Source organism: Corallococcus sp. AB018 (assembly GCF_003986945.1).
Lineage (GTDB): Bacteria > Myxococcota > Myxococcia > Myxococcales > Myxococcaceae > Corallococcus > Corallococcus exiguus.
Window position 1 is genome coordinate 1 of sequence record NZ_RAWR01000203.1, and the last position, 19,579, is coordinate 19,579.

Annotated in this window: 16 protein-coding genes and 1 pseudogene; 11 read left to right on the forward strand and 6 right to left on the reverse strand. The window is 70.3% G+C overall.

The features are described from left to right. Positions 1 to 1,084 (forward strand): cation-translocating P-type ATPase (locus D7Y11_RS33115; RefSeq protein WP_148139244.1); only part of this gene is annotated, 1,084 nt, incomplete at its 5' end. A gap of 21 nt (positions 1,085 to 1,105) precedes the next feature. Here D7Y11_RS33115 and D7Y11_RS33120 read toward each other — a convergent pair. Next, on the reverse strand, positions 1,106 to 2,122 hold the full coding sequence (locus tag D7Y11_RS33120; protein WP_126935691.1) for a 2-hydroxyacid dehydrogenase: 1,017 nt from the start codon (positions 2,120 to 2,122) through the stop codon (positions 1,106 to 1,108). Between the two features lie 258 nt (positions 2,123 to 2,380). On the opposite strand from D7Y11_RS33120, the gene D7Y11_RS33125 reads away from it, so the two are divergent. Genes D7Y11_RS33125 through D7Y11_RS33155 form a run of 7 tightly spaced genes read left to right on the forward strand, consistent with a single transcriptional unit; the run spans position 2,381 to position 8,546 of the window. Then, positions 2,381 to 2,719, forward strand: coding sequence for a hypothetical protein (locus D7Y11_RS33125; RefSeq protein ID WP_120578836.1), 339 nt, complete (start codon positions 2,381 to 2,383; stop codon positions 2,717 to 2,719). Next, positions 2,716 to 3,762 (forward strand): hypothetical protein, encoded by a 1,047-nt coding sequence (locus D7Y11_RS33130; protein ID WP_126935692.1) that lies wholly within the window; start codon positions 2,716 to 2,718, stop codon positions 3,760 to 3,762. Before D7Y11_RS33125 ends, D7Y11_RS33130 begins: the two co-directional genes overlap by 4 nt. 22 nt (positions 3,763 to 3,784) lie before the next feature. After that, complete coding sequence (locus D7Y11_RS33135) at positions 3,785 to 4,075, forward strand: TraR/DksA C4-type zinc finger protein (RefSeq protein ID WP_126935693.1); 291 nt, start codon at positions 3,785 to 3,787, stop codon at positions 4,073 to 4,075. A gap of 32 nt (positions 4,076 to 4,107) precedes the next feature. Continuing rightward, positions 4,108 to 5,496 carry a sigma-54 dependent transcriptional regulator gene (locus tag D7Y11_RS33140; RefSeq protein WP_126935694.1) on the forward strand — a complete coding sequence of 463 codons (1,389 nt, stop codon included), beginning with the start codon at positions 4,108 to 4,110 and terminating at the stop codon, positions 5,494 to 5,496. Positions 5,497 to 5,524: 28 nt separating this feature from the next. Beyond that, entirely contained in the window at positions 5,525 to 6,730 is a 1,206-nt protein-coding gene (locus tag D7Y11_RS33145; protein ID WP_217276068.1) for a sensor histidine kinase, read from the forward strand. Further along, positions 6,730 to 7,431 (forward strand): response regulator, encoded by a 702-nt coding sequence (locus D7Y11_RS33150; protein WP_120578832.1) that lies wholly within the window; start codon positions 6,730 to 6,732, stop codon positions 7,429 to 7,431. Before D7Y11_RS33145 ends, D7Y11_RS33150 begins: the two co-directional genes overlap by 1 nt. Continuing rightward, positions 7,428 to 8,546, forward strand: coding sequence for a sensor histidine kinase (locus D7Y11_RS33155; protein ID WP_233607462.1), 1,119 nt, complete (start codon positions 7,428 to 7,430; stop codon positions 8,544 to 8,546). Before D7Y11_RS33150 ends, D7Y11_RS33155 begins: the two co-directional genes overlap by 4 nt. A gap of 30 nt (positions 8,547 to 8,576) precedes the next feature. On the opposite strand, the gene D7Y11_RS33160 is transcribed toward D7Y11_RS33155, so the two are convergent. Then, positions 8,577 to 9,560 carry a lytic transglycosylase domain-containing protein gene (locus D7Y11_RS33160; RefSeq protein ID WP_126935695.1) on the reverse strand — a complete coding sequence of 328 codons (984 nt, stop codon included), beginning with the start codon at positions 9,558 to 9,560 and terminating at the stop codon, positions 8,577 to 8,579. 254 nt (positions 9,561 to 9,814) lie between these two features. Here D7Y11_RS33160 and D7Y11_RS33165 point away from each other — a divergent pair, with 254 nt between their 5' ends. Further along, positions 9,815 to 10,771, forward strand: coding sequence for an alpha/beta fold hydrolase (locus D7Y11_RS33165; RefSeq protein ID WP_126935696.1), 957 nt, complete (start codon positions 9,815 to 9,817; stop codon positions 10,769 to 10,771). Here D7Y11_RS33165 and D7Y11_RS33170 read toward each other — a convergent pair. Both D7Y11_RS33170 and D7Y11_RS33175 read right to left on the reverse strand, forming a co-directional pair. Beyond that, positions 10,757 to 12,727 carry a PAS domain-containing sensor histidine kinase gene (locus tag D7Y11_RS33170; protein ID WP_121754696.1) on the reverse strand — a complete coding sequence of 657 codons (1,971 nt, stop codon included), beginning with the start codon at positions 12,725 to 12,727 and terminating at the stop codon, positions 10,757 to 10,759. The two genes, D7Y11_RS33165 and D7Y11_RS33170, sit on opposite strands and share 15 nt — an antisense overlap. Before the next feature lie 102 nt (positions 12,728 to 12,829). Next, positions 12,830 to 13,435 (reverse strand): LysE family translocator, encoded by a 606-nt coding sequence (locus D7Y11_RS33175; protein WP_120578829.1) that lies wholly within the window; start codon positions 13,433 to 13,435, stop codon positions 12,830 to 12,832. Between the two features lie 127 nt (positions 13,436 to 13,562). Here D7Y11_RS33175 and gcvA point away from each other — a divergent pair, with 127 nt between their 5' ends. Next, entirely contained in the window at positions 13,563 to 14,432 is an 870-nt protein-coding gene (gene gcvA / locus D7Y11_RS33180; protein ID WP_120578828.1) for a transcriptional regulator GcvA, read from the forward strand. Positions 14,433 to 14,638: 206 nt separating this feature from the next. Further along, complete coding sequence (locus D7Y11_RS33185) at positions 14,639 to 15,547, forward strand: PHB depolymerase family esterase (protein ID WP_126935698.1); 909 nt, start codon at positions 14,639 to 14,641, stop codon at positions 15,545 to 15,547. On the opposite strand, the gene D7Y11_RS33190 is transcribed toward D7Y11_RS33185, so the two are convergent. Then, on the reverse strand, positions 15,544 to 17,301 hold the full coding sequence (locus tag D7Y11_RS33190) for a serine hydrolase (protein WP_126935699.1): 1,758 nt from the start codon (positions 17,299 to 17,301) through the stop codon (positions 15,544 to 15,546). The two genes, D7Y11_RS33185 and D7Y11_RS33190, sit on opposite strands and share 4 nt — an antisense overlap. 87 nt (positions 17,302 to 17,388) lie before the next feature. Then, positions 17,389 to 19,452 (reverse strand): annotated as a pseudogene (locus tag D7Y11_RS33195) (DUF3427 domain-containing protein); the annotation flags it as partial. Positions 19,453 to 19,579 lie beyond the last annotated feature (127 nt).

Below are 19,579 nucleotides of genomic sequence, written 5' to 3' on the forward strand. Positions count from 1 at the left end.
GCAGGGGCTCACGCTGCTGGGGCTGGTGGGGCTCGCGGATCCGCCCCGCCCGGAGGCGGTGGAGGCCGTGCGCGCGGCGCGCGACGCCGGGGTGCGCACGGTGATGATCACCGGCGACCACCCGGCCACCGCCCTGGCCATCGCGAAGGAGCTGGGCCTGGTGCGCGAGGGTGAATCGCCCGAGGGCATCGTGCACGCGCGAGCGACCGCGGAGCAGAAGCTCCACATCGTGCGCGGGTGGAAGGCGCGCGGGGAGGTCGTCGCCATGACGGGAGATGGCGTGAACGACGCGCCCGCGCTGCGCGAGGCGCACATCGGCATCGCCATGGGCCGCACCGGCGCGGAGGTCACCCGCGAGGCGTCCGACCTCATCCTCACGGACGACAACTTCGCGAGCATCGTGGCGGCCGTGCGCGAGGGGCGCGGCATCTACGAGAACATCCGCAAGACGCTCGTCTACCTGCTGGCGGGCAACGCCGGCGAATTGGTGCTGATGCTGTGCGCGTCGCTCTTGGGGCTGCCCCTGCCGCTCCTGCCCCTGCACCTGCTCTGGGTGAACCTGGTGACGGACGGGCTGCCGGCGCTCGCGCTGGTGATGGACCCTGTCTCGCCGGACGTCATGCGCCACCCGCCCCGCCGTCCGGAGGCGCCCATGCTGGGACGCCCCGAGTGGGGCGCGGTGCTGGCCACCGGCCTGCTGGATGCCGCCGTCACGCTGGGCACCTTCCTCTGGAGCCTCCAGCGCCTGCCGGTGGAGGAGGCGCGCACGCTGACCTTCACCGTGCTGGTGTGCTGCCAGGTGCTGCGGGCCTTCGCCGCGCGCAGCGTGGACCTGCTCCACTGGGAGGTGGGCGCCTTCGACAACCGGCCGCTGCTCGCGGTGGCGGCCCTCACCCTGGCGCTGCAGGCCGCCCTGCCGGAGGTGCCCGCGCTCGCCGCGTTCTTCTCGCTGGTGCCGCTGGACGCCGCGCACCTCGCGCTCGCCCTGGGGCTGGGGTTCATCCCGGTGAGCGTGCTGGAGCTGCGCAAGCTGCTCTTGCGCGGGATGGCGCGGGCCCGTGCGCGCGCCCCCCGCGGCGGTTGACGCGGGCGGCCTTCCGGACTTTCAGCGGGGGCGCACCTGCTCGGCCCGGACCTCCGTCGCCTCCAGGGGCTCGCCCCGCTCGAAGCGGCGGATGCTTTCGAGCGTGGTGCGGGCGATGGCGCCCAGCGCTTCACGGGTGAGGAAGGCCTGGTGCGCGGTGATGAGCACGTTGGGGAAGGTGAGCAGCCGCGCGAGCACGTCGTCCTGGAGCACCTGTCCGGAGAGGTCCTGGAAGAAGACGCCTTCCTCCTCTTCGTACACGTCCAGCCCGGCGGCCCCCAGGTGGCCCGACTTGAGCGCCGCCAGCAGGGCATGGCTGTCGATGAGCGCCCCCCGGCCGGTGTTGATGAGCATCGCTCCGGGCTTCATCCGCGCGAGCGCCGCCGCGTCGATGAGGTGGCGCGTGCCGGGCGTGAGGGGCAGGTGCAGCGAGAGGATGTCCGCCCGGGCCAGGGCCTCCGGGAGCGCCACGGGCTCCAGGTGCAGCTGCCGCGCGTCCTCTTCCTTCAGCTGGGGATCCACCGCGAGCAGCCGGCAGCCGAAGCCGTGGAAGATGCGGGCGGTGGCGCGGCCGATGCGCCCCAGCCCCACCAGGGCCACCGTCTTGCCGTGCAGGTCGAACCCCACCAGCCCGTCCAGCGAGAAGTTCCACTCGCGCACCCGCGCGTAGGCGCGGTGCACCTTGCGGTTGAGCGCGAGCACGAGCGCCGCGGTGTGCTCGGCCACGGACTGCGGTGAGTACTCGGGTACCCGGACGACGGTCATCCCCAGCCGGGCGGCCTCCGACAGGTCCACGTGGTTGAAGCCCGCCGAGCGCAGCGCCACCAGCCGCGTGCCCCCTTGCGCCAGCGCCTGGAGGCAGGGGCCGTCCAGCCGGTCATTCACGAAGGAGCACACCCCGGGGAAGCCCGCCGCCAGTCCCACCGTCTGGGGCGTCAGGCGGGGCTCGAACCAGGTGAACTCATGGCCGAACGCGGCGTTGGCCTCCTCGAAGGCGGTGCGGTCGAAGCGGTGGGTGTCGAAGAAGGCGATGCGCATGGGCGTGTTCCTTCCGGCGCGCGAAGGCGGCCGCGGGCTCTTCGCCGGACTCTGCATCCGCCATGCGCGGCGGGGACACCGGCCCCGGGGGCCGGGTGGGCGCAAGCGTTGCGCGGTGCACGGGGGCTTTCGTGCAACTCCTGCGGGGCGCGCCACGCAAGGCCCGGGACAAGACTGGCATGCATCCTGTAGAGCAACGGGGGTGGGCCGCGCAGCGTGGGGGGCCCGGGACGCGATACGGGAAATGGAGGACGCTCGATGAATGCCACGCGTGACGAGGCAGGCCAGAGGTTGCGCCAGCGGTGGCGGGCCCTGCTGGAGATGAGGCGCAAGCACCGGGAGCTGCTGCGTGAAGTCACCGGCGCCGGGGCCCCCGAGTGGGTGGACCGCGCGATGGCCCTGGAGGAGACGCGGCTGCTCGACGCGCTCGACGCTCGCGAGGCGCGGGCCCTGGAGGCGCTGGAGCGCGCGCTGGAACACCTTCCGGCGGACGGCCTGCCCCGGTGCGAGGGCTGCGGCGCCGTCATCGAGCCCGAGCGGCTCCATGTCCTGCCCGAGGCCCGGTGCTGCCCCTGGTGCGTGGCGAGCAGACGATGAGTCCGTCTCCCAAGGCCCCGGTCGCCATCGGGTGGTTCGCGCTGGGGTACTTCGCCTGCTACCTGCCCTACAGCGCGCTGACGAAGGCGCTGAGCCTGGGCGCACTGCCGGGGATGAGCGCGGGGCTGCCGGGCTTCGTGCTGCTGCCCTCCACGGCGCTGGCCACGCTCGTGGGGATGTTCACGTACCTGGCGTGGAGCGGCTCCTTCCAGCACGCGGGGCGCCTGCGCTTCGGGCCGGTGAGCCTGCCCTGGCCGGGGCGCTGGACCTTCCTGTCCGGCCTGTGCACCACGGGCATCATCGCCACCACCACGCTGGCGTACACCTTCGACGGCACCTCCATCGTCTTCATGATGCTGCTGATGCGCGGCGGCGTGCTGGTGCTCGCGCCGCTGGTGGACGCGGTGAGCGGCCGGAGCGTCGCGTGGCCTTCGCGTGTCGCGTTGGGGGTGAGCCTGGCGGCGCTGCTCGTCGCGACGGGGCCGGGCGCGGAGCCGCGCCTCTCCCTGGTGGCGGGACTGGACTGGGCGGTGTACGTCGTCGGCTACTTCGTGCGGCTGCGCTTCATGAGCCGGCTGGCGAAGAACCACGTCCCCGGCGCGCGCGAGCGCTACTTCGTGGAGGAGCAGATGGTGGCCGCGCCCGCGCTCGTCGTCCTGCTCGCGCTGTGGGCCCTGGCGGGCGTGGGGGGCGCGGCGGAGCAGCTGCGCGAGGGCTTCACCGGGATGTTCACACGGCCCACGCTGGCCGTGGAGCTGGCCGTGGGGCTCCTGTCCCAGGGCAGCGGCATCTTCGGTGGACTGGTGCTGCTGGATGCGCGGGAGAACACCTTCACCGTGCCCATCAACCGCGCTTCCAGTGTGTTCGCGGGCGTGGGCGCGACGGCCGTGCTCGCGGCGTGGCTGGGGCTCCCCGGCGTGAGCGTCCGGGAGCTGGCGGGCGCCGCGCTGGTGACGGTGGCCGTCGCGGTGCTCGCGGTGCCGGGCGTGCTCGCGGCGCGGCGCAAGCGCTCCGCCGCCCTGTCACTTCCCCCGGCCTCCTGAAGCCCGCACGGACGAGGACTTCATGCACGCGGACCCCATCACGACCCTGGCGCTGCGGATGCTCCTGTCCCGCCGGAACGCGCTGCGTGCGTCGTGCGCGGCGTTGGCTGCCCGGACGCCCGTGCGGGGAGCGCGACTTCCGCCGCACGAGCTGGCGGAGGTGGAGGCGGCGCTCGAGCGCATCGAGCAGGGCCGCTTCGGAGGTTGCGAGCGGTGTGGGGGCGCCATCGGCCGGCAGCGGCTGCTCGCCGTCCCGGAGGCGCGCTGCTGCCAGGCGTGCGCGGATGCGCGGGCCCGGGACGCGAACGCATGAAGGCCCCGGATTCATCTCTGGTAAGCAGGGGCATGCCCCCGGAACGCATCCTGGTCGTGGATGACGAGGTGAACGCGCGGCGCGCCCTGGCCACCCTCCTCGCGGAGGAGGGGTACGAGGTGCGTGAGGCCGCGGACGGCGCGGAGGCGCTCGCCGCGCTCCCGGACTTCTCACCCTCGCTGGTGCTCACCGACGTGCGGATGCCTCGCATGGACGGCGTCACCCTGCTGCGCCGCGCGAAGGAGGACGGCAGCGACGCGGCCTTCGTGATGATGACGGCGTTCGCCACGGTGGAGGCGGCGGTGGAGGCCATGCGCCTGGGCGCGGAGAGCTACCTCACCAAGCCGCTGGACCTGAACGCCGTGCTCGTCGTGCTGGGCAAGGCGCTGGAGACGCGCCGGCTGAAGCAGGAGACGCGGCAGCTGCGGGAGCGGGTGGCGGAGCGCTTCCGCGTGGGCAACATCATCGGGGACGCGCCCGAGCTCCAGGGCGTGTATTCCCTCATCCACCAGGCGGCCCCCACGCGGGCCACGGTGCTCATCCTGGGCGAGAGCGGCACGGGCAAGGAGCTGGTGGCCCAGGCGCTGCACGAACTCAGCCCGCGCAAGGCGCGCCCCTTCGTGAAGGTGCACTGCGCGGCGCTCAGCGAGGGCCTGCTGGAGAGCGAGCTGTTCGGCCACGAGCGGGGGGCCTTCACCGGCGCCCTGGCGCGCAAGGAGGGCCGCTTCGAGCTGGCGGACGGGGGCACCCTGTTCCTGGACGAGATTGGCGAAATCTCCCCGGCCGTGCAGGTGAAGCTGCTGCGCGTGCTGCAGGGCCGCGAGTTCGAACGCGTGGGCGGCACGCAGACGTTGAAGGTGGACGTGCGCATCGTGGCGGCCACCCACCGTGACCTGGAGGCGGAGGTGGCGGCGGGCCGCTTCCGCGAGGACCTCTACTACCGCCTCAACGTGGTGGCGGTGACGCTGCCGCCCCTGCGCCGGCGCAAGGCGGACATCCCCGCGCTGGTGAGCCACTTCATCGAGCGCTGCAACGCGGCCCATGGCAGGGCCGTGAAGGGGCTGGCGCCCGGCACCCTGGAGGCGCTGATGAGCCACGACTGGCCGGGCAACATCCGCGAGCTGGAGAACGTGGTGGAGCGCGCCGTGGTGCTCGCGCGAGGAGAGGAGCTCACGGCGGACGACCTGCCGCCCGTGCTGCGCGGCCCCCGCCCCAGCGCGGGGAGCGGCGACCGGCTCATCCCCGGCGCGACGCTCGCCGCCATCGAACGCGAGGCCATCCTCCGCACGCTGGAGATGGTGCAGGGCTCCACCACGCGCGCCGCGGAGGTGCTGGGCATCAGCGTGCGGAAGATCCAATACAAGCTCAAGGAGTACGGCGGCGGTGACACCGGCCCGGACGAGGAGCCGGCCGCCTCCTGAGGCCCCGCGCGCAAGGAAGGGATTCGCCATGGAAGCCAGACCTGAAGGCGTGACGGACGACGTCCTGGAGGAACTCCAGCGCTACGTGGGCTTCTCCGCTATCGACGGGGAGGCCCTGCGGGAGCTGCACCCCATCGCCTGCGCGCACTTCGAGCGCATCGCGGACGTCTTCTACCGGCGCATCCTCGAACACCCGGGGGCGCGCAAGGCGCTGGAGGGCGGCGAGAGCCAGGTGGGCCACCTCAAGGTGACCCTCCAGGACTGGATGGGGTCGCTGCTCCTGGGGCCGTGGGACGCGGCCTACTTCGAGCGCCGCTGCCGCATCGGACGGGTGCACGTGCGCATCCACCTGCCGCAGCATTACATGTTCGGCGCCATGAACCTGCTGCGCCAGGAGCTGACGGCGGTGATGGAGGAGTCGCTGCGCGGCGACCCCGACCGGGCCGCCCGCCTGGACCGGGCGCTGGGGAAGATCCTCGACCTGGAGCTCGCCATCATGCTGCACACGTACCGCGAGGACCTGCTGGCCCAGGGGGCCCGGGCCGAGCGGCTGGCGACCTTCGGGCAGCTGGTGGGCTCCATTGGCCACGAGCTGCGCAACCCGCTGGGCGTCATCGAGACGTCGCTCTTCATCCTCAAGGGCCGCCCCGCCGCGAAGGAGGACGCGCGCGTGGCCAAGCACCTGGACCGCATCGGGGAACAGGTGGAGGTCGCCAACCACATCGTCACCAGCCTGCTGGACATGATCCGTTCCCGCCCGCTGGTCCGCGCGCCGCTGCGGCTCGCGGAGGTCTGGGTCTCCGCGCGCGAGGCCGTCGCGCCGCCCGAACACGTGCGCGTGCGCACCGAGGGCCTGGAGGCGCTGCCCTCGCTGGAAGGAGACGCGGTGCAGCTGCGGCAGGTCTTCGTGAACCTGCTGCAGAACGCGGTGCAGGCCCTGGGCGAGCGCGAAGGCGAGGTGTGGCTGACGGCGGACGTCCCGGAGGCCGGGGTACGGCGGATCCGCCTGGTGTTGGAGGACAGCGGCCCGGGCCTGGACCCTTCCATCCGCGCGCGCGTCTTCGAGCCATTGATGACCACGAAGGCGCGCGGGCTGGGGCTGGGGCTGGCGCTCGTGCGGCGCATCCTGGAAAGGCATGGAGGTGGCATCGCGTACGCTCCCGCCGAAGCCGGATCCGGGCCGGGCGGGGCCCGCTTCGTGGTGGAGCTTCCCCTGACGCTGGAGCCTTCCTGATGGGCCGCTTCCTGTTGGTGGATGACAACCGGGCCTTCGCGGAGAACCTGGCGGAGATCCTCGAGGACGCAGGCCACTCGGCCACCGTGGTGGACCGGGGCGACGCCGCGCTCCAGGCCGCGCGCGAGGAGCGCTACGACGTGCTCATCACCGACATGCGCATGGCTGGAATGAGCGGCGCCGCGCTGGTGCACCACCTGCGTCAGCGGGACCCGGGGCTCGCGGCCATCGTCATCACCGCGCACCCCGGAGAGGCCGAGCTCGCGCGAGCGCGCGCGGAGGGCGTGCTCGCGGTGCTGCCCAAGCCGGTGCCGGTGCCCGCGCTGGTGGAGCTGCTCACGCGGGCCCGCCGCGACGGACTCGTCGTGCTGGTGGAGGACGACGTTCGCCTCGCGGACAACCTCACGGAGGTGCTGCGCGAGCGCGGCTTCACGGCCGTGGTCGCGCACTCGGTGCCGGACGTGGTGGGCCTGGAGCCCGTCCGCCCCTTCGCGGCGCTCGTGGACCTGCGCGTGCCGGGCGGCCCTGACGGCGAGGCGCTGCGCCGCGTACAGGAGCGCTTCCCTGGCACCACTCCCTTCGTCGTCACGGCCTATCCGGAGGCGCTGCCCGCGGACTTCGAGGGCCGGCTGGTCCGCAAGCCCTTCGACACCGGGGCGCTGCTCGCGGAGCTGGAGCAGGTGCACGGAGGCCGCGCGTGACGGGGCCGGGGAGCGCGGGGGAGCGTCCCCGGGTGCTGGTGGTGGATGACAACGCGGCGTTCCTGGACAACATGCGGGAGCTGCTGGAGGACCAGGGCTACGTCGTCTCCAGCGCGACGAGCTGCGCGGGGGCGCTGGAGCGGGCGCCGGCGGGCTTCGACGTGGCGCTGGTGGACGTCCGGCTGCCGGACGGAGAGGGCACGTGGCTCGCTCCCCGGCTCAAGGCGCTGGTGCCGGACGGGGAGGTGGTGCTGCTCACCGGCCTGGGCATGCTGGAGGCCGCGGTGGCCGCGGTGCACGCGGGCGCGTGCGCGTACCTGCTCAAGCCCTGCGCCACGCCGGAGCTGCTGGTGACCCTGGAGCAGGCGCTGCGCCAGGTGCGGCTGCACCGTGAGAAGCAGGCGCTGGCCCGGCGCGCGCAGATGACGGAGAAGCTGGCCGCGGTGGGCACGCTGACCGCGGGCCTGACGCATGAAATCCGCAACCCCCTCAACGCCGCCGCCCTGCAGCTCACCGTCCTGGAGCGGCGGGTGCGCAGGCTGGAGGAGTCCGTCCAGGGGCCGCTCCTGGAGCCGCTGCTGCTGGTGCGGGATGAAATCCGCCGCCTGGATCACATCCTCGAGGACTTCCTCCAGTTCGCCCGTCCCCGCGAGTTCAAGTCGGGCGCCGTGGCGGTGGCGCCGCTGTTCGAGCGGGTGAGCAGCCTCCTGGCCTGGCAGGCCGAGCAGCGCGGCGTGACGCTGGAGGTGGAGCCGCCGGGCGCGTTGGAGGCGTGGGGGGAGGAGGAGCGGCTGCGGCAGGTGCTGCTGAACCTGGCGCTCAACGCGCTGGAGGCGACGCCGCAGGGAGGCCGGGTGCGCTTCAGCTCGAGCGCGCGGGGAGGGGAGGTGGCGCTCTTCGTGGACGACAGCGGGCCCGGCGTGCCGGTGGAGGCGCAGGGGAGGCTCTTCGAGCCCTTCTTCACGACGAAGGCGAGCGGCAGCGGGCTGGGGCTCTCCATCGTGCACGCCATCGTCACCCAGCACGGCGGCACCCTCCAGGTGGAGGAGGGGCCGTTGGGGGGCGCGCGCTTCACCTTGCGGTTGCCTGGAGCACCGGGGACGGAGGCGGGATGAGGCCCAGGACGCCCCCATCCCGTCAGGCTTCTACGCGGGCAGCGAGCCCTGGCCGGTGGCCAGCGTGTTCATGAAGGACTTCACCTTCTGCACGTAGGTGGCGTCGCCGGTGCCGGCGGGGATGGCGTCCGGGTTGCTCTTGTCCACGCCGTTGGGGCCGGAGTTGTAGGCGCGCAGGGCCAGCTCATCGCTGCCGAACTGCTCCTTCATGTCCTTCATGTAGAAGGCGCCCGCCAGGATGTTGGTCTCCGGGTCGGAGAGGTCCTTGCCCTGGAGCTCCGGGTGCTTCGCCTGCAGCTCCCCGTAGGTGTTGGGGTTGACCTGCATCAGGCCGGTGTCCGTCAGGCCGTTGCCGCCGTTGGTGGTGACGGCGTCCAGGTTGCCGCGCGACTCCTGCCAGATTTGCGCGGCCAGCATCTCCGCCGGCATGCCCGTCTTGGCGGCGGCGGACTCGATGGCGCCGCGGAACTTCTCCAGCCCCGCGGGCAGGTTGCCGCCCAGCTTCGAGCCGCCGCTCGAGGACGAAGTCGTGGGCCCCACGACGCCGGTGTTGCCGTTGGACGCCTGCGACTGCGAAGCCGACGGGCCCACGACGCCGGTGTTGCCGTTGAGCGCCACGGGAGGACGCGACGTGTCCTGCGGCGTGAAGCTGCTGTCGGAGAAGGACTGCGAACCCGTGCCGCACTTCCCGCCCGAGGCGCCCTGCGCACCCTGGGCCCCGGAGACACCCTGGAGCGCCTGCGCGCCGCCCGGCACGGCCTGCGCCACCAACTGCACGATGGACGTCAGCGCGGACAGCGTGTCCTGCAGCAGCTTGCCCAGCTCCGCGCCCTTGCCAGCGCCGATGTCGAAGCCGTCCTTCTGGAACGCCGCGAGCCCCGGCGAGCCCGGCTTCTGGCTGGAGGAGAACCCGTCCACGCCACCCGGACGACCCGCGAGGCGGGGGGAGGCGGCGTCCTGCACCGGCAGGCGGGACACGGAAGCGGAGGTGCTGCGGAGGGGCGAGATGGCCATGGCGGGGGACCTCGAAAGGGATTGGGTTCGGGTGAAGCGATGCAGGACCCCATAGCAGCCGGTGTGCCAGCCCCCCAGGGACGGGGCGGCCGCGGGCAACCCACGGATTTCACGGGCAACGCGAAGGGGCGCTGGAGCCCGTGTGGGGCCCGTGCCTGGTGACTCCCGTCACCGGCCCGATGGCCTCCGTCATCATCCGAACCCACCGTCATCCGTGGAATGACAGCGGGCAGTGCGTCGTGCAGAACGCTCCCATGGCTGACATCACCCACCGCACCGTCCGGACGAATGGCATCCACCTGCGCATCAGCGAGGCCGGCCAGGGCCCGCTGGTCCTGCTCCTCCATGGCTGGCCGGAGTCCGCGTACTCGTGGCGCCACCAGCTCCGGGCGCTCGCGGACGCCGGCTACCACGCGGTCGCGCCTGACGTTCGCGGCTACGGCCAGAGCGACCGGCCCGAACCCATCGAGGCCTACAGCATGAAGCAGCTGGTGGCGGACTTCGTGGGCCTGCTCGATGCGCTGGGCGAGAAGACCGCGGTGGTGGTGGGCCACGACTGGGGCTCGGCGATGGCGTGGAATTGCGCCGCGCTGCACCCGGACCGCTTCCGCGCCGTCGTGGGCATGAGCGTGCCGCACCTGGGCCGCACGCCCATGCCGCCGACCCAGCTCTTCCGGCACGTGTTCGGGGACAAGTGGTTCTACATCCTCTACTTCCAGGAGCCGGGCATCGCCGAGGCGGAGCTCGAAGCGGACATCCCGAGGACGCTCCGCATCACCCTGGGAGGCACCCCCGGCTTCGACACGCAGGCCGAGGCCGTGAAGTCGCGCCGCCAGGGTGACGGCTTCCTCACCGGCCTCCAGGTGCCGGATCCGCTGCCCGCGTGGCTCACGGAGGCGGACCTCGCGCACCTCGCGAAGGAGCTGGAACACAGCGGCTTCCGCGGCGGGCTCAATCGCTACCGCAACATGGACCGCGACTGGGCGGAGTTGCCCGAGCTGGCGACGGCCCTCATCCAGCAGCCCGCCCTGTTCATCACCGGAGAGAAGGACCCGGGCCGCGCCTTCGCTCCGCTGGACCCCATGAAGGCCCTGGTGCCCCGGCTCCAGGACGTGCTCGTCATCCCAGGCGCGGGCCACTGGATTCACCAGGAGCGCCCCGCGGAGGTGAACGCCGCGCTGCTGGCGTTCCTGAAGTCACTGCCCGCGTGAATCCCCGTGCCGGGGCAGGCGCACGGTGAACGTGGTGCCTTCCCTGGGGGTGGAGGCGACGTCGACGGTGCCGCCGTGGGCGTCCACCAACTGCTTCACGATGTAGAGCCCCAGGCCCACGCTGCGGCCGGTGGAGCCCACCTCCGACGTCGCGCGCTGGAGGGGTTCGAAGATGCCGGGCAGCTTCTCCTGGGGAATGGGCGTGCCCTGGTTGTGGACGGACAGGCACACCCATCCGTCCTCCCCCCGGGTCGTCACCTGCACCGGGCTGGCTTCGGGGCTGTACTTGATGGCGTTGGTGACCAGGTTCTGCACCACCTGGGCAATCCGCTCGGAGTCCCACTCTCCGGTCGCGTCGCCCCGCTCCTGCACGCGCAGGGTTCGGCCTGGGTGCGCCGCATCCACCTGATCCAGCACCTGCCGGGCCACCTGGTGCAGGTTGGACGCTCGGGGCGCGATGGGGATGCCCGTGCCCAGCCGGGCCTGGGTGAAGTCGAGCAGGTCGCTCACGAGCCGCACCGCGCGGTGTACGGCGGACTGGATGCGCAGCACGGACTGGGCGGTGCGCGCGTCGAGCTCGTCGCGGCGGGCCATGGCGCTCACCGTCAGGTGGATGGCGTTGAGCGGGGTGCGCAGGTCATGGCTGACGATGCCGATGAGCTGCTGCTCGAAGTCGACGCGGTCCTGGAGTTGCTGGGCCAGGACGGCCGCGCGCTGGTGCGACCTCACCGCGTCCGTGGCGTCCCAGGCCACCGCCATGAAACCCTCGACGGCGCCGGCCATGTCCCGCATGGGCACGTGCGTGAAGTTGAAGTAGCGCTCCACCCGCTCGCCCGTCTCCGGGCGGGTGAACTCGAAGCGCTCCTCCGTGAAGACCCGGGACTCCCCCGTCTGGAAGACGGGGTCGCAGGACTTCTCGATGATGGACGGCCCCAGCTCCTCGGGCAGCACTTCTATCAGGGGCCTGCCGAGCAGCTCCCTGCACCTTCGCTCCCAGAAGCGGCACTGGACGGGGTTGGCGAACTGGATGACGTGGTGGGGGCCCCGGAAGATGGCGATGCCCACCGGGGCCTGATCGAAGATGGCGTAGAGCTTGCGGCGCTCCGCCTCCGCTTCGGCACGTGACGCCCGCTCCCGGGCAAGCAGCGCCGCGCGTTCCTCCTCCGCCTGCTTGCGCGCGGTGATGTCGAAGAAGGAGCTGACCGCACCCACGACGCGGCCATCGGGCGTGCGGAGGGGCCGGGCATTGACCGACAGCCAGATGCGGCTGCCTCCCGTCTGGTGGATGCCAATCACGTCGCCAGACACGTTCTCGCCCAGGCGAAGCGCGCGCATGTGGGGATGCTCCTCGCCAGGATACGGGCTGCCGTCCTCCCGGATGGCCTCCCAACGGGGGGCGAAGGGGGTGCGGCCCTGCAAGCGGTTTGCGGGCAGGCCCAGCCGCTGCTCCGCGGCGGCGTTGGCGAAGCGGATGGTCCCGTGCTCGTCGTGCAGGGTGACGCCCTCGTCCAGCGAGGCGAGGATGGCGCTCAGCCGCGCCTCGCTCTGCCGCAGCGCCTCCTCCGCCAGCTTGCGCTCGGTGACGTCCTGCGTGACCTTCACGAACCCGCAGGGCTGGCCCACGTCATCGCGCAAGAGCCACAGGTCTATGTCCGCGATGAAGAGGCTCCCGTCCTTGCGCTGCCGGGGCTCCTCGCCCTGGTAGTGCCCCGTTTCGAAGGCCTCCTTCAGCTCCGTTTCTGGACGCCCCTGCTGGCGGTAGTCCTCGGGGAAGAGCATGCGGAAGTGCTGGCCCAGGACCTCCCCGGCGCGCCAGCCCTTGATGTGCTCGGCGCCCGGGTTCCAGCTGATGATGTGCCCTTGCAGGTCGATGCCGAAGATGGCGCGGTCCTTCGCGCTCTGGACCAGGAAGCGGAAGAGCACATCCGTGTTCTGGCCTGCGTGCGTGCACTCCATGCGTGCCACGGTTCCTCCAGGTCGTGAAACACGCGAGCTGTGAGACACCGTTCCCCGCGGCACAGGGAGCGGACGCGCCGGGCCCCGGCCGGAGCGCTGGTGTCAGGCGAAGGCCACCCAGGCCGCGACGGCGATCATGCAGGCGCCGAAGGTCCAGCCCTGGATGCGCAGGGCACGTTCGGAGTGGAAGCGCCCCAGGATGAGCTTTCCGCCGTAGATCCACGGGAAGTGGCACGCCAGGCAGACGACGAGGAAGGCAGCGGTGAGCTGCGCCGTCTGGGAGAACATCCCCCGGGCGGGGTCGAGGAACTGGGAGAACATCACCAGGATCATCGAGTGGATCTTCGGGTTGAGCGCGACCGCGAGCAGCCCCTCCCCGAACCCCAGGCGCGTTCTTACGTCGCTCGCCTCCCCGGAGGTGGCCGAGGCGCGGAAGAAGCCCCACGCGAGGTAGAGCAGGTACACGACGCTGCCCCAGCGCAGGACCTGGTGCAGCGCGGGCAGCCCTTGCAGCACCCGCCCCAGGCCGATGCCGTAGAGGAGGCACAGCGCGACGTTGGCCGCCTCGAAGCCCATCCAGAAGGGCAGCGTGCCCCGGACGCCGAAGCGGCCTCCGGCGGTGGCGAGCACCGTGTTGCCCGGCCCGGGGCTCACCACCATGGGCACCGTGTAGCCCAGGAACAACACCCACACCTCGGCGGAAATCATGACGGGGCACCTCGCGGGCGCGGCGCGTCCATCGCGCCTTGTCACCGCGGGGGACAGACAGACTCCACTTCGGAGCGCCGACCCAGCGAGCTATCCTCGCGCGCTCGATAAAAGGGGCTCATCGAGCATGCGCCGCATTCCACCGCTGGGTGCCCTCCGTGCCTTCGAGGCAGGAGCGCGACACCTGAGCTTCACCCGCGCCGCCACGGAGCTGCGGGTCACCCAGGCCGCCATCAGCCATCAGGTGCGGCAGCTGGAGGACTGGCTCGGTGTCTCCCTGTTCGAGCGCCGGGGCCACGCGCTGACGCTGACGGCGAGGGGCGCCGAGTACCTGCGCGAGCTGACGCCCGTGTTCGAGCGCATGTCCGAGGCGACCACGCGGCTGTACGCGCGCGAGCAGGGACCGCTGCGGCTCACGGTGCTGCCCTCCTTCGCGGCGTGTTGGTTGTTGCCGCGCCTGGAGCGCTTCCGGAAGCAGCATCCGGACATCGAGCTGCACGTGAACAGCTCCGAGGCGCTCTGGGACTTCCTCGACGACCGCTTCGACGTGGGCATCCGCTCCGGGCTGGGCCGGTGGACGGGGCTCAAGGCGGAGCAGCTCGCGTCCGAAAGGCTCGCGCCCGTGTGCACCCCGGCGCTGGCGAAGCGGCTCCGCGCGCCTGGGGACCTGGGCAAGGTCCGGTTGCTCCACGACTCGCCCAAGGATGGCTGGAGGCGCTGGTTGGATGCCGCAGGGGTGTCAGGCGTGGACGCGGATCGGGGCCCGGTGTTCAACGACGCCGGGCTGGCGCTCCAGGCGGCCCGGCTCGGAGATGGCGTGGCGCTGGGGCGATTGATGCTCGCGGCGGATGACCTGGAGGCGGGCCGGCTGGTCCAACCCTTCAAGGCGGTCCTCCCCAACGACTTCAGCTACTGGCTCGTGCACCCGCGTCCCCTGACGGGCCGGCGGGACGTGGCGGCGTTCAAGGCCTGGGTGCTCGAAGAAGCCCGGCGCTGACCGCGCTTCGCGCGTGGCGCGAACCGTGGGCGGACGTGGCGCGGTGTACCTCCACGGAGTCCATGTGTATTGCCATTCAATCGGAATCCTGTGGCGGCGGTGTGCATTCGCCGTGAAATGTGATTATTCGTGTAACCGAGGCTTTTCTATTTTTATCTGCAATCGCAGAGTGCCCGTGCGTCAAACCCAGACCCGGAGAAAACACCATGCGGATGCAATGGATTGCGCTGGTTGTCGCGTTGGGAGTTGTCGCCTGCGGCGGGAGTTTCGAACCGGGGGAGGCGGACACGTGGGGAACGCATGAATCGGGGCTCACCCTCACCACGGAGGACCAGGTCGTGGCCCGGCTGCCCGCGAGCACGGGGGCGGGCTATGGCTACGGTGAGTACCTGCCTCCGGGTTACCTGACGTCCACCACGTCCTATCCGGTCATCATCCACCTGAACGGTGCTGGCGAGTTCGGCACGTCTCCGACGGAGGCGCACCTGTTGGAGTTCGTGACGCGCCATGGGGCGCTGAAGAACATCCACAAGACGGCCCAGGGCAAGGCGTACTTCGGACAGAACCAGGTGATGGTCTTCACGCCGCGAGCGCCGACGAACTGGCAGCCGGCGGCGATCGACGCGTTCATCAGCTTCATCGTGGCGAACTACCGCGTGGACACGACGCGCATCTACCTGACGGGTATCAGCTTCGGTGGCTACGGCGCCTGGCAGTACGCGTACACGTACGGGAGCCGTCTGGCCGCGCTGGCGCCCATGGCCACCAACATCGGCGCGCCGGGGCCCACCATCACCCAGCTGAAGAACGTGCCGGTGTGGGCGGTGCACTCGTTCGCGGACGGCAGCTCGCTGTCGGCTGAGACGTCATGGCTGATGAGCGTGACGAAGAACTACGGCCTGTTTCAGTCGGTCCAGGTGACGTCACCGACCCAGAAGGTGACTTACCTGTTCCCGGGCGCCAGCAGCCCCGTGTGGACGTTGCAGACCGGCGTGGTGGCCACCGGGAGCGACATCGCGCGTCTCACCGTGCTGCCCGGCGGCGTGCACGACTGCTGGACGCAGCAGTATGACAACTACGCGTTCTGGGATTGGCTCCTCGCCCAGCATCGCTAATTCTTCCGGGTCGCGGCCGCGAGGATGTATCGGGGCAGCAATTCCTCGCGGACCCGCTTCCACAGCGCGAACTGGCCGTAGTTGGCGCCGGTGAAGGCCACGGCCAGGTCGAGCTCGGGAATGACCATGACGTACTGCCCGCCGTTGCCGCCTGCTTCGTACTCCGCGTAGACGCGGTCGCCGACCTTCAGCTCGTGCCGCCACCACGCGTAGCCGTAGGTCCTGCCGGGGCTCATCTCCGCGTGGCGGGCCGTGGAACGCTCCACCCAGCGCCGGCTGATGACCCGCCGTCCGTTCCAGACGCCGCCGGACAGATACAGCTGTCCGAGCTTCAGCGCGTCTCGGGGGCGCAGGTAGAGCCCACCACCCAGGTATGCGTCGCCGTCGGGTGAGAGGTTGATGTGGTGGCGTCGCATCTGGAGCGGGGTTGCGACGGTGCGCTCGAAGAGTTCCGGCAGCCAGGTGCCCGTGGCTTCGTGCAGGACGGCGCCCAGCAGGTGGATGCCCGCGGAGCAATACACGGCGGTGTCTTCGCCGGGCTCGCGGGCCATGGGCAGGTTCAGCGTGTATGTGTACCAACCGGAGGGTTGGTCCTGGACGGTGTTCTCGTTGCCAGGGGAGCTGTCGTCGTTGTCGTCGCACGCGAGCCCCGACGTCATGGTCATCAGGTGTTCCACCGTGATGCGCGCCTTGCGCGGGTCCTGCGCGGCCAGCGCGGTGCCGCCGGGGAGCAGCGGGTACACAGGTGACTCCGGCCGCAGCTTCGCGCCCTGGTCGATGGCGGCGCCCACCAGCAGGGGCGCGAAGGTCTTCGAGGCGGAGCGCAGGTCGTGCGGCCGCTCAGAGTCCTGGCCGTGGAAGTACTCCTCGACGACGAGCTTCCCGTGGCGCGCGATGAGCAGTCCTTCGATGAGCGGCGTGGACGTGGGGCCCGGTGTCGTGTCGAGGATGCCCTGCATCAGCGCGCGGATGGGCGCTTCATCCATGCCGACGTCCGCGAGGGATGCCGTCGTCCAGCCGTCGCCGTCGGCGATGGGCTTGCGGTAGGTGTAGACGGGTTCGGCGGGCGTGCGGGGCTGGAGGCCCACGGCCTGGTCGCGTTCGCGGCGAGTGAGGTCGAGCGTGCCCAGGAAGAGGACGTTCAACGACAGCTTCCCGGCGTCGGCGTCATACGTGCCGGTGAGGCGCATCCCGCCGGGCCGGGTCTCCACGAGAGAGACGGCGCCGTCCTTCAGGGAGACGCGGAAGGTGCCTTGTCGTCCGAGGTTCTTCTCCGGGTTGCGGATGAAGGCGTGGATGGCTCCGTCCGGCATCTCCTGAATGACGAAGTAGAGCGTGAAGCGATCCTCCAGGGGCGCGACCCTGCCGCGCCACACGTCCTTCTGGAGGAGGCGCAGCTCCATGGGCGTGGCGTAGCGGACGCCGCCCACGAGGATGCGCGGTTGAATCCAATGCCCGGTGATGCGTTTCCCATCGGGTGAAAGCGACCCGCGGAAGTCACCCTGGCCCCCAGGGAGCGTGAACGTCAGGGACTGCTTGTCCAGGACGCCGGTGGCGGTGAAGCCTCCAATGGATGCACGCCAGCCGCCCGGGTCGCGGAAGAGGGTGAGCTCGCCCCGGACCTCGGGTCCATAGGTGCGCTCTCCGCCCCAGGTGCCGACCAACGCCTTCGCGGGGTCCGTGCCCTGGGCCAGGGCCACTCCCTGGGAGAGGGTGGCCAGGAGGAGCGACAGCCTCAGGAGGGAAGGGCGCATGCGGAGGGCTCGCGGTGTCGGGGCAGGAGGGCGCTTGCCCTACGGGTGAATGCGCACCCGATTGCAGGAGGCCCTTCGAATCCTCTGCTATGCGACCGCCGCCGCGAAGGATGCAAAGAGGTCACCTGGCAGCGCATGTTCGAGCCGCCAGGTGACTGCCATGGGCAGCTCACCTTCGTGCTTCATGTAGGTTGCAGGGCCGAGGAAGTAAAAGGCACGGTCATCACTGCGCTGCCGCGCGAAGAGCATGACGCTTGAGCCTTGCTGCGCATGATGTTGGTAACGCTGCCCCGTTTCGCTAGCAGCCCGCGTGACGGACTGGCTCTCCCAGTGGATGAGGTCTCGGCTGATGGCGTAGTCGCGATAGCGCGTCGTTGGGGAGAAGTGCCCACTCGTCTTGTCGAGCGTGAACGCGAGTAGGTCCGTCTTGGACTCTTTGGCCCAGTAAACGCCTGTTTGCCAGGGAGCTACTTTGGCCCCGTCGCCCACGCCAAACGCTGCCAAAATCTCAATGCGAGTGTAGCGAGCGTGCACGGTCAGCGGCACGTCCGGGTGGCTCACCAAGGGCGAAGGCAGGTGGGAAATACGTCCACTGAGTGTGTTGAGGAGCGCAAGGACCTCCTGACGAACCTGGGGGTGACCCCACAGGATTGCGCATCCTTCTTCAAGAGCGGATGCCTTGGTCACCGCCTTGTCGACAAGCGACGCGACCAACATCCGAAGCATGCGCCGGTCCACGAGCGAGAGTGCCTCGGTCTTTGGAGCTGCTTCTGACCCTAGGAGCCGACGGTAGGTGTCAATCCGCGCAGGGTCATCAAGATGCAGGAGTCGACCACAGGCCCGCCGCAAGGACGGCTCATAGGGACCTGCCGGAAGCACGGGGAGCCCTGCGTCTTGGCACAAATCCGACCAGCACTTGTCCGCTGAGTAGATGTCTTCAAGCTCCAACCCAGTCTCAGCGAGGAACCCAGTGAGAGACACAGCCGCGGCGCCCTTGGCATACCCGCGCAGTTCGTCCACCTTCTCGCTCCAGCGCGATGGGACGGCGCTGCGGATGCTTGCCAGGACAATCTCACTCGCCACGCGATCAAACTCCAGGTGGCAGCCCGCCGGGAGAAATGGAAAGCCTTTCTCGACTTGCCTAATCACCTCGGCGCGGGTTCCACCTAGGAGCGCGCGGAGGCGATGGTCGAACCGGAATTCAGAATGATGATGGCCCACGAAGTCGAGGACGGTGCACACCGACTTAGAAGGATGCCGACGAAGGCCGCGGCCCAGTTGCTGAAGGAAGAGCGTAGGACTGTCCGTGGGTCTCAGCATCAAGAGGGTGTCAACGGCTGGCACGTCAACGCCCTCGTTGAACAGGTCGATGGAGAACACGATGTTCACGCGCCGTTGCGCCAGGTCTCGAAGTGCCTGGCGGCGTTCGCCATCGGGCGTGTCGGACCAGATCGCAACGGAACGAATGCCAGCCGCGCTGAAGGCCCGCGCCATAAAGCGAGCGTGTTCGACGCTGACGCAGAAGCCGAGGGCCCGCATTTGAGAGAGGTCCTCTGAGCGGCGTGCGACCTCTTTCAGAACGAGCCGTACCCACGCGTCATTGTGCGTGAACAGATTCGAGAGGCTTTCGACGTCGTACCCTCGTCCTCGGCGCCATGGGACCTCGCGCAGGTCCATTCCGTCGTGGATGGCGTAGTACGCGAAGGGAACGAGTCGGTGTTGATCGATGGCGTCCCAGAGCCTCAATTCCGCAGCAATCCGGCCATCAAACCAGTCGAGCACGGGCATTCCGTCGCTTCGCTCAGGTGTGGCCGTCAGCCCGAGCAGTTCAGCTGGGCGGAGGTGCTCTAGGAGATTTTGGTAAGTCGGCGCGGCAGCGTGGTGGAACTCGTCGACAATCACTACGTCGAAGTGGGCCGCATCCAGATGCTCGAGGCCTGAAGCATTCAGGCTTTGGACGGAGGCGAAGACATGCTCGAAGGATCTGGGGCGGTCACCGCCAACCCACAGTTCGCCAAAGGAATGGTCGCGGAGCGCATGACGAAAGGTCGCGAGCGTTTGCGTGAGGATCTCCTCTCGATGCGCAACAAAGAGGAGCCGCGCGCGCGGGAGTTCCTCGCTCAGACGCGCGTAGTCGAGCGCTGCCATGACCGGTGAGCGTCAAGGTAGTTGTCGCGTGAGAGGGTTCAGCCGATGTGCTTCAGCTCCTGCACTTCCGGTGAGGGGTTGAGGCGCACGGGGCCCGCGGGCGTCCAGTCGCGGGTGTCGCGGCTCCAGC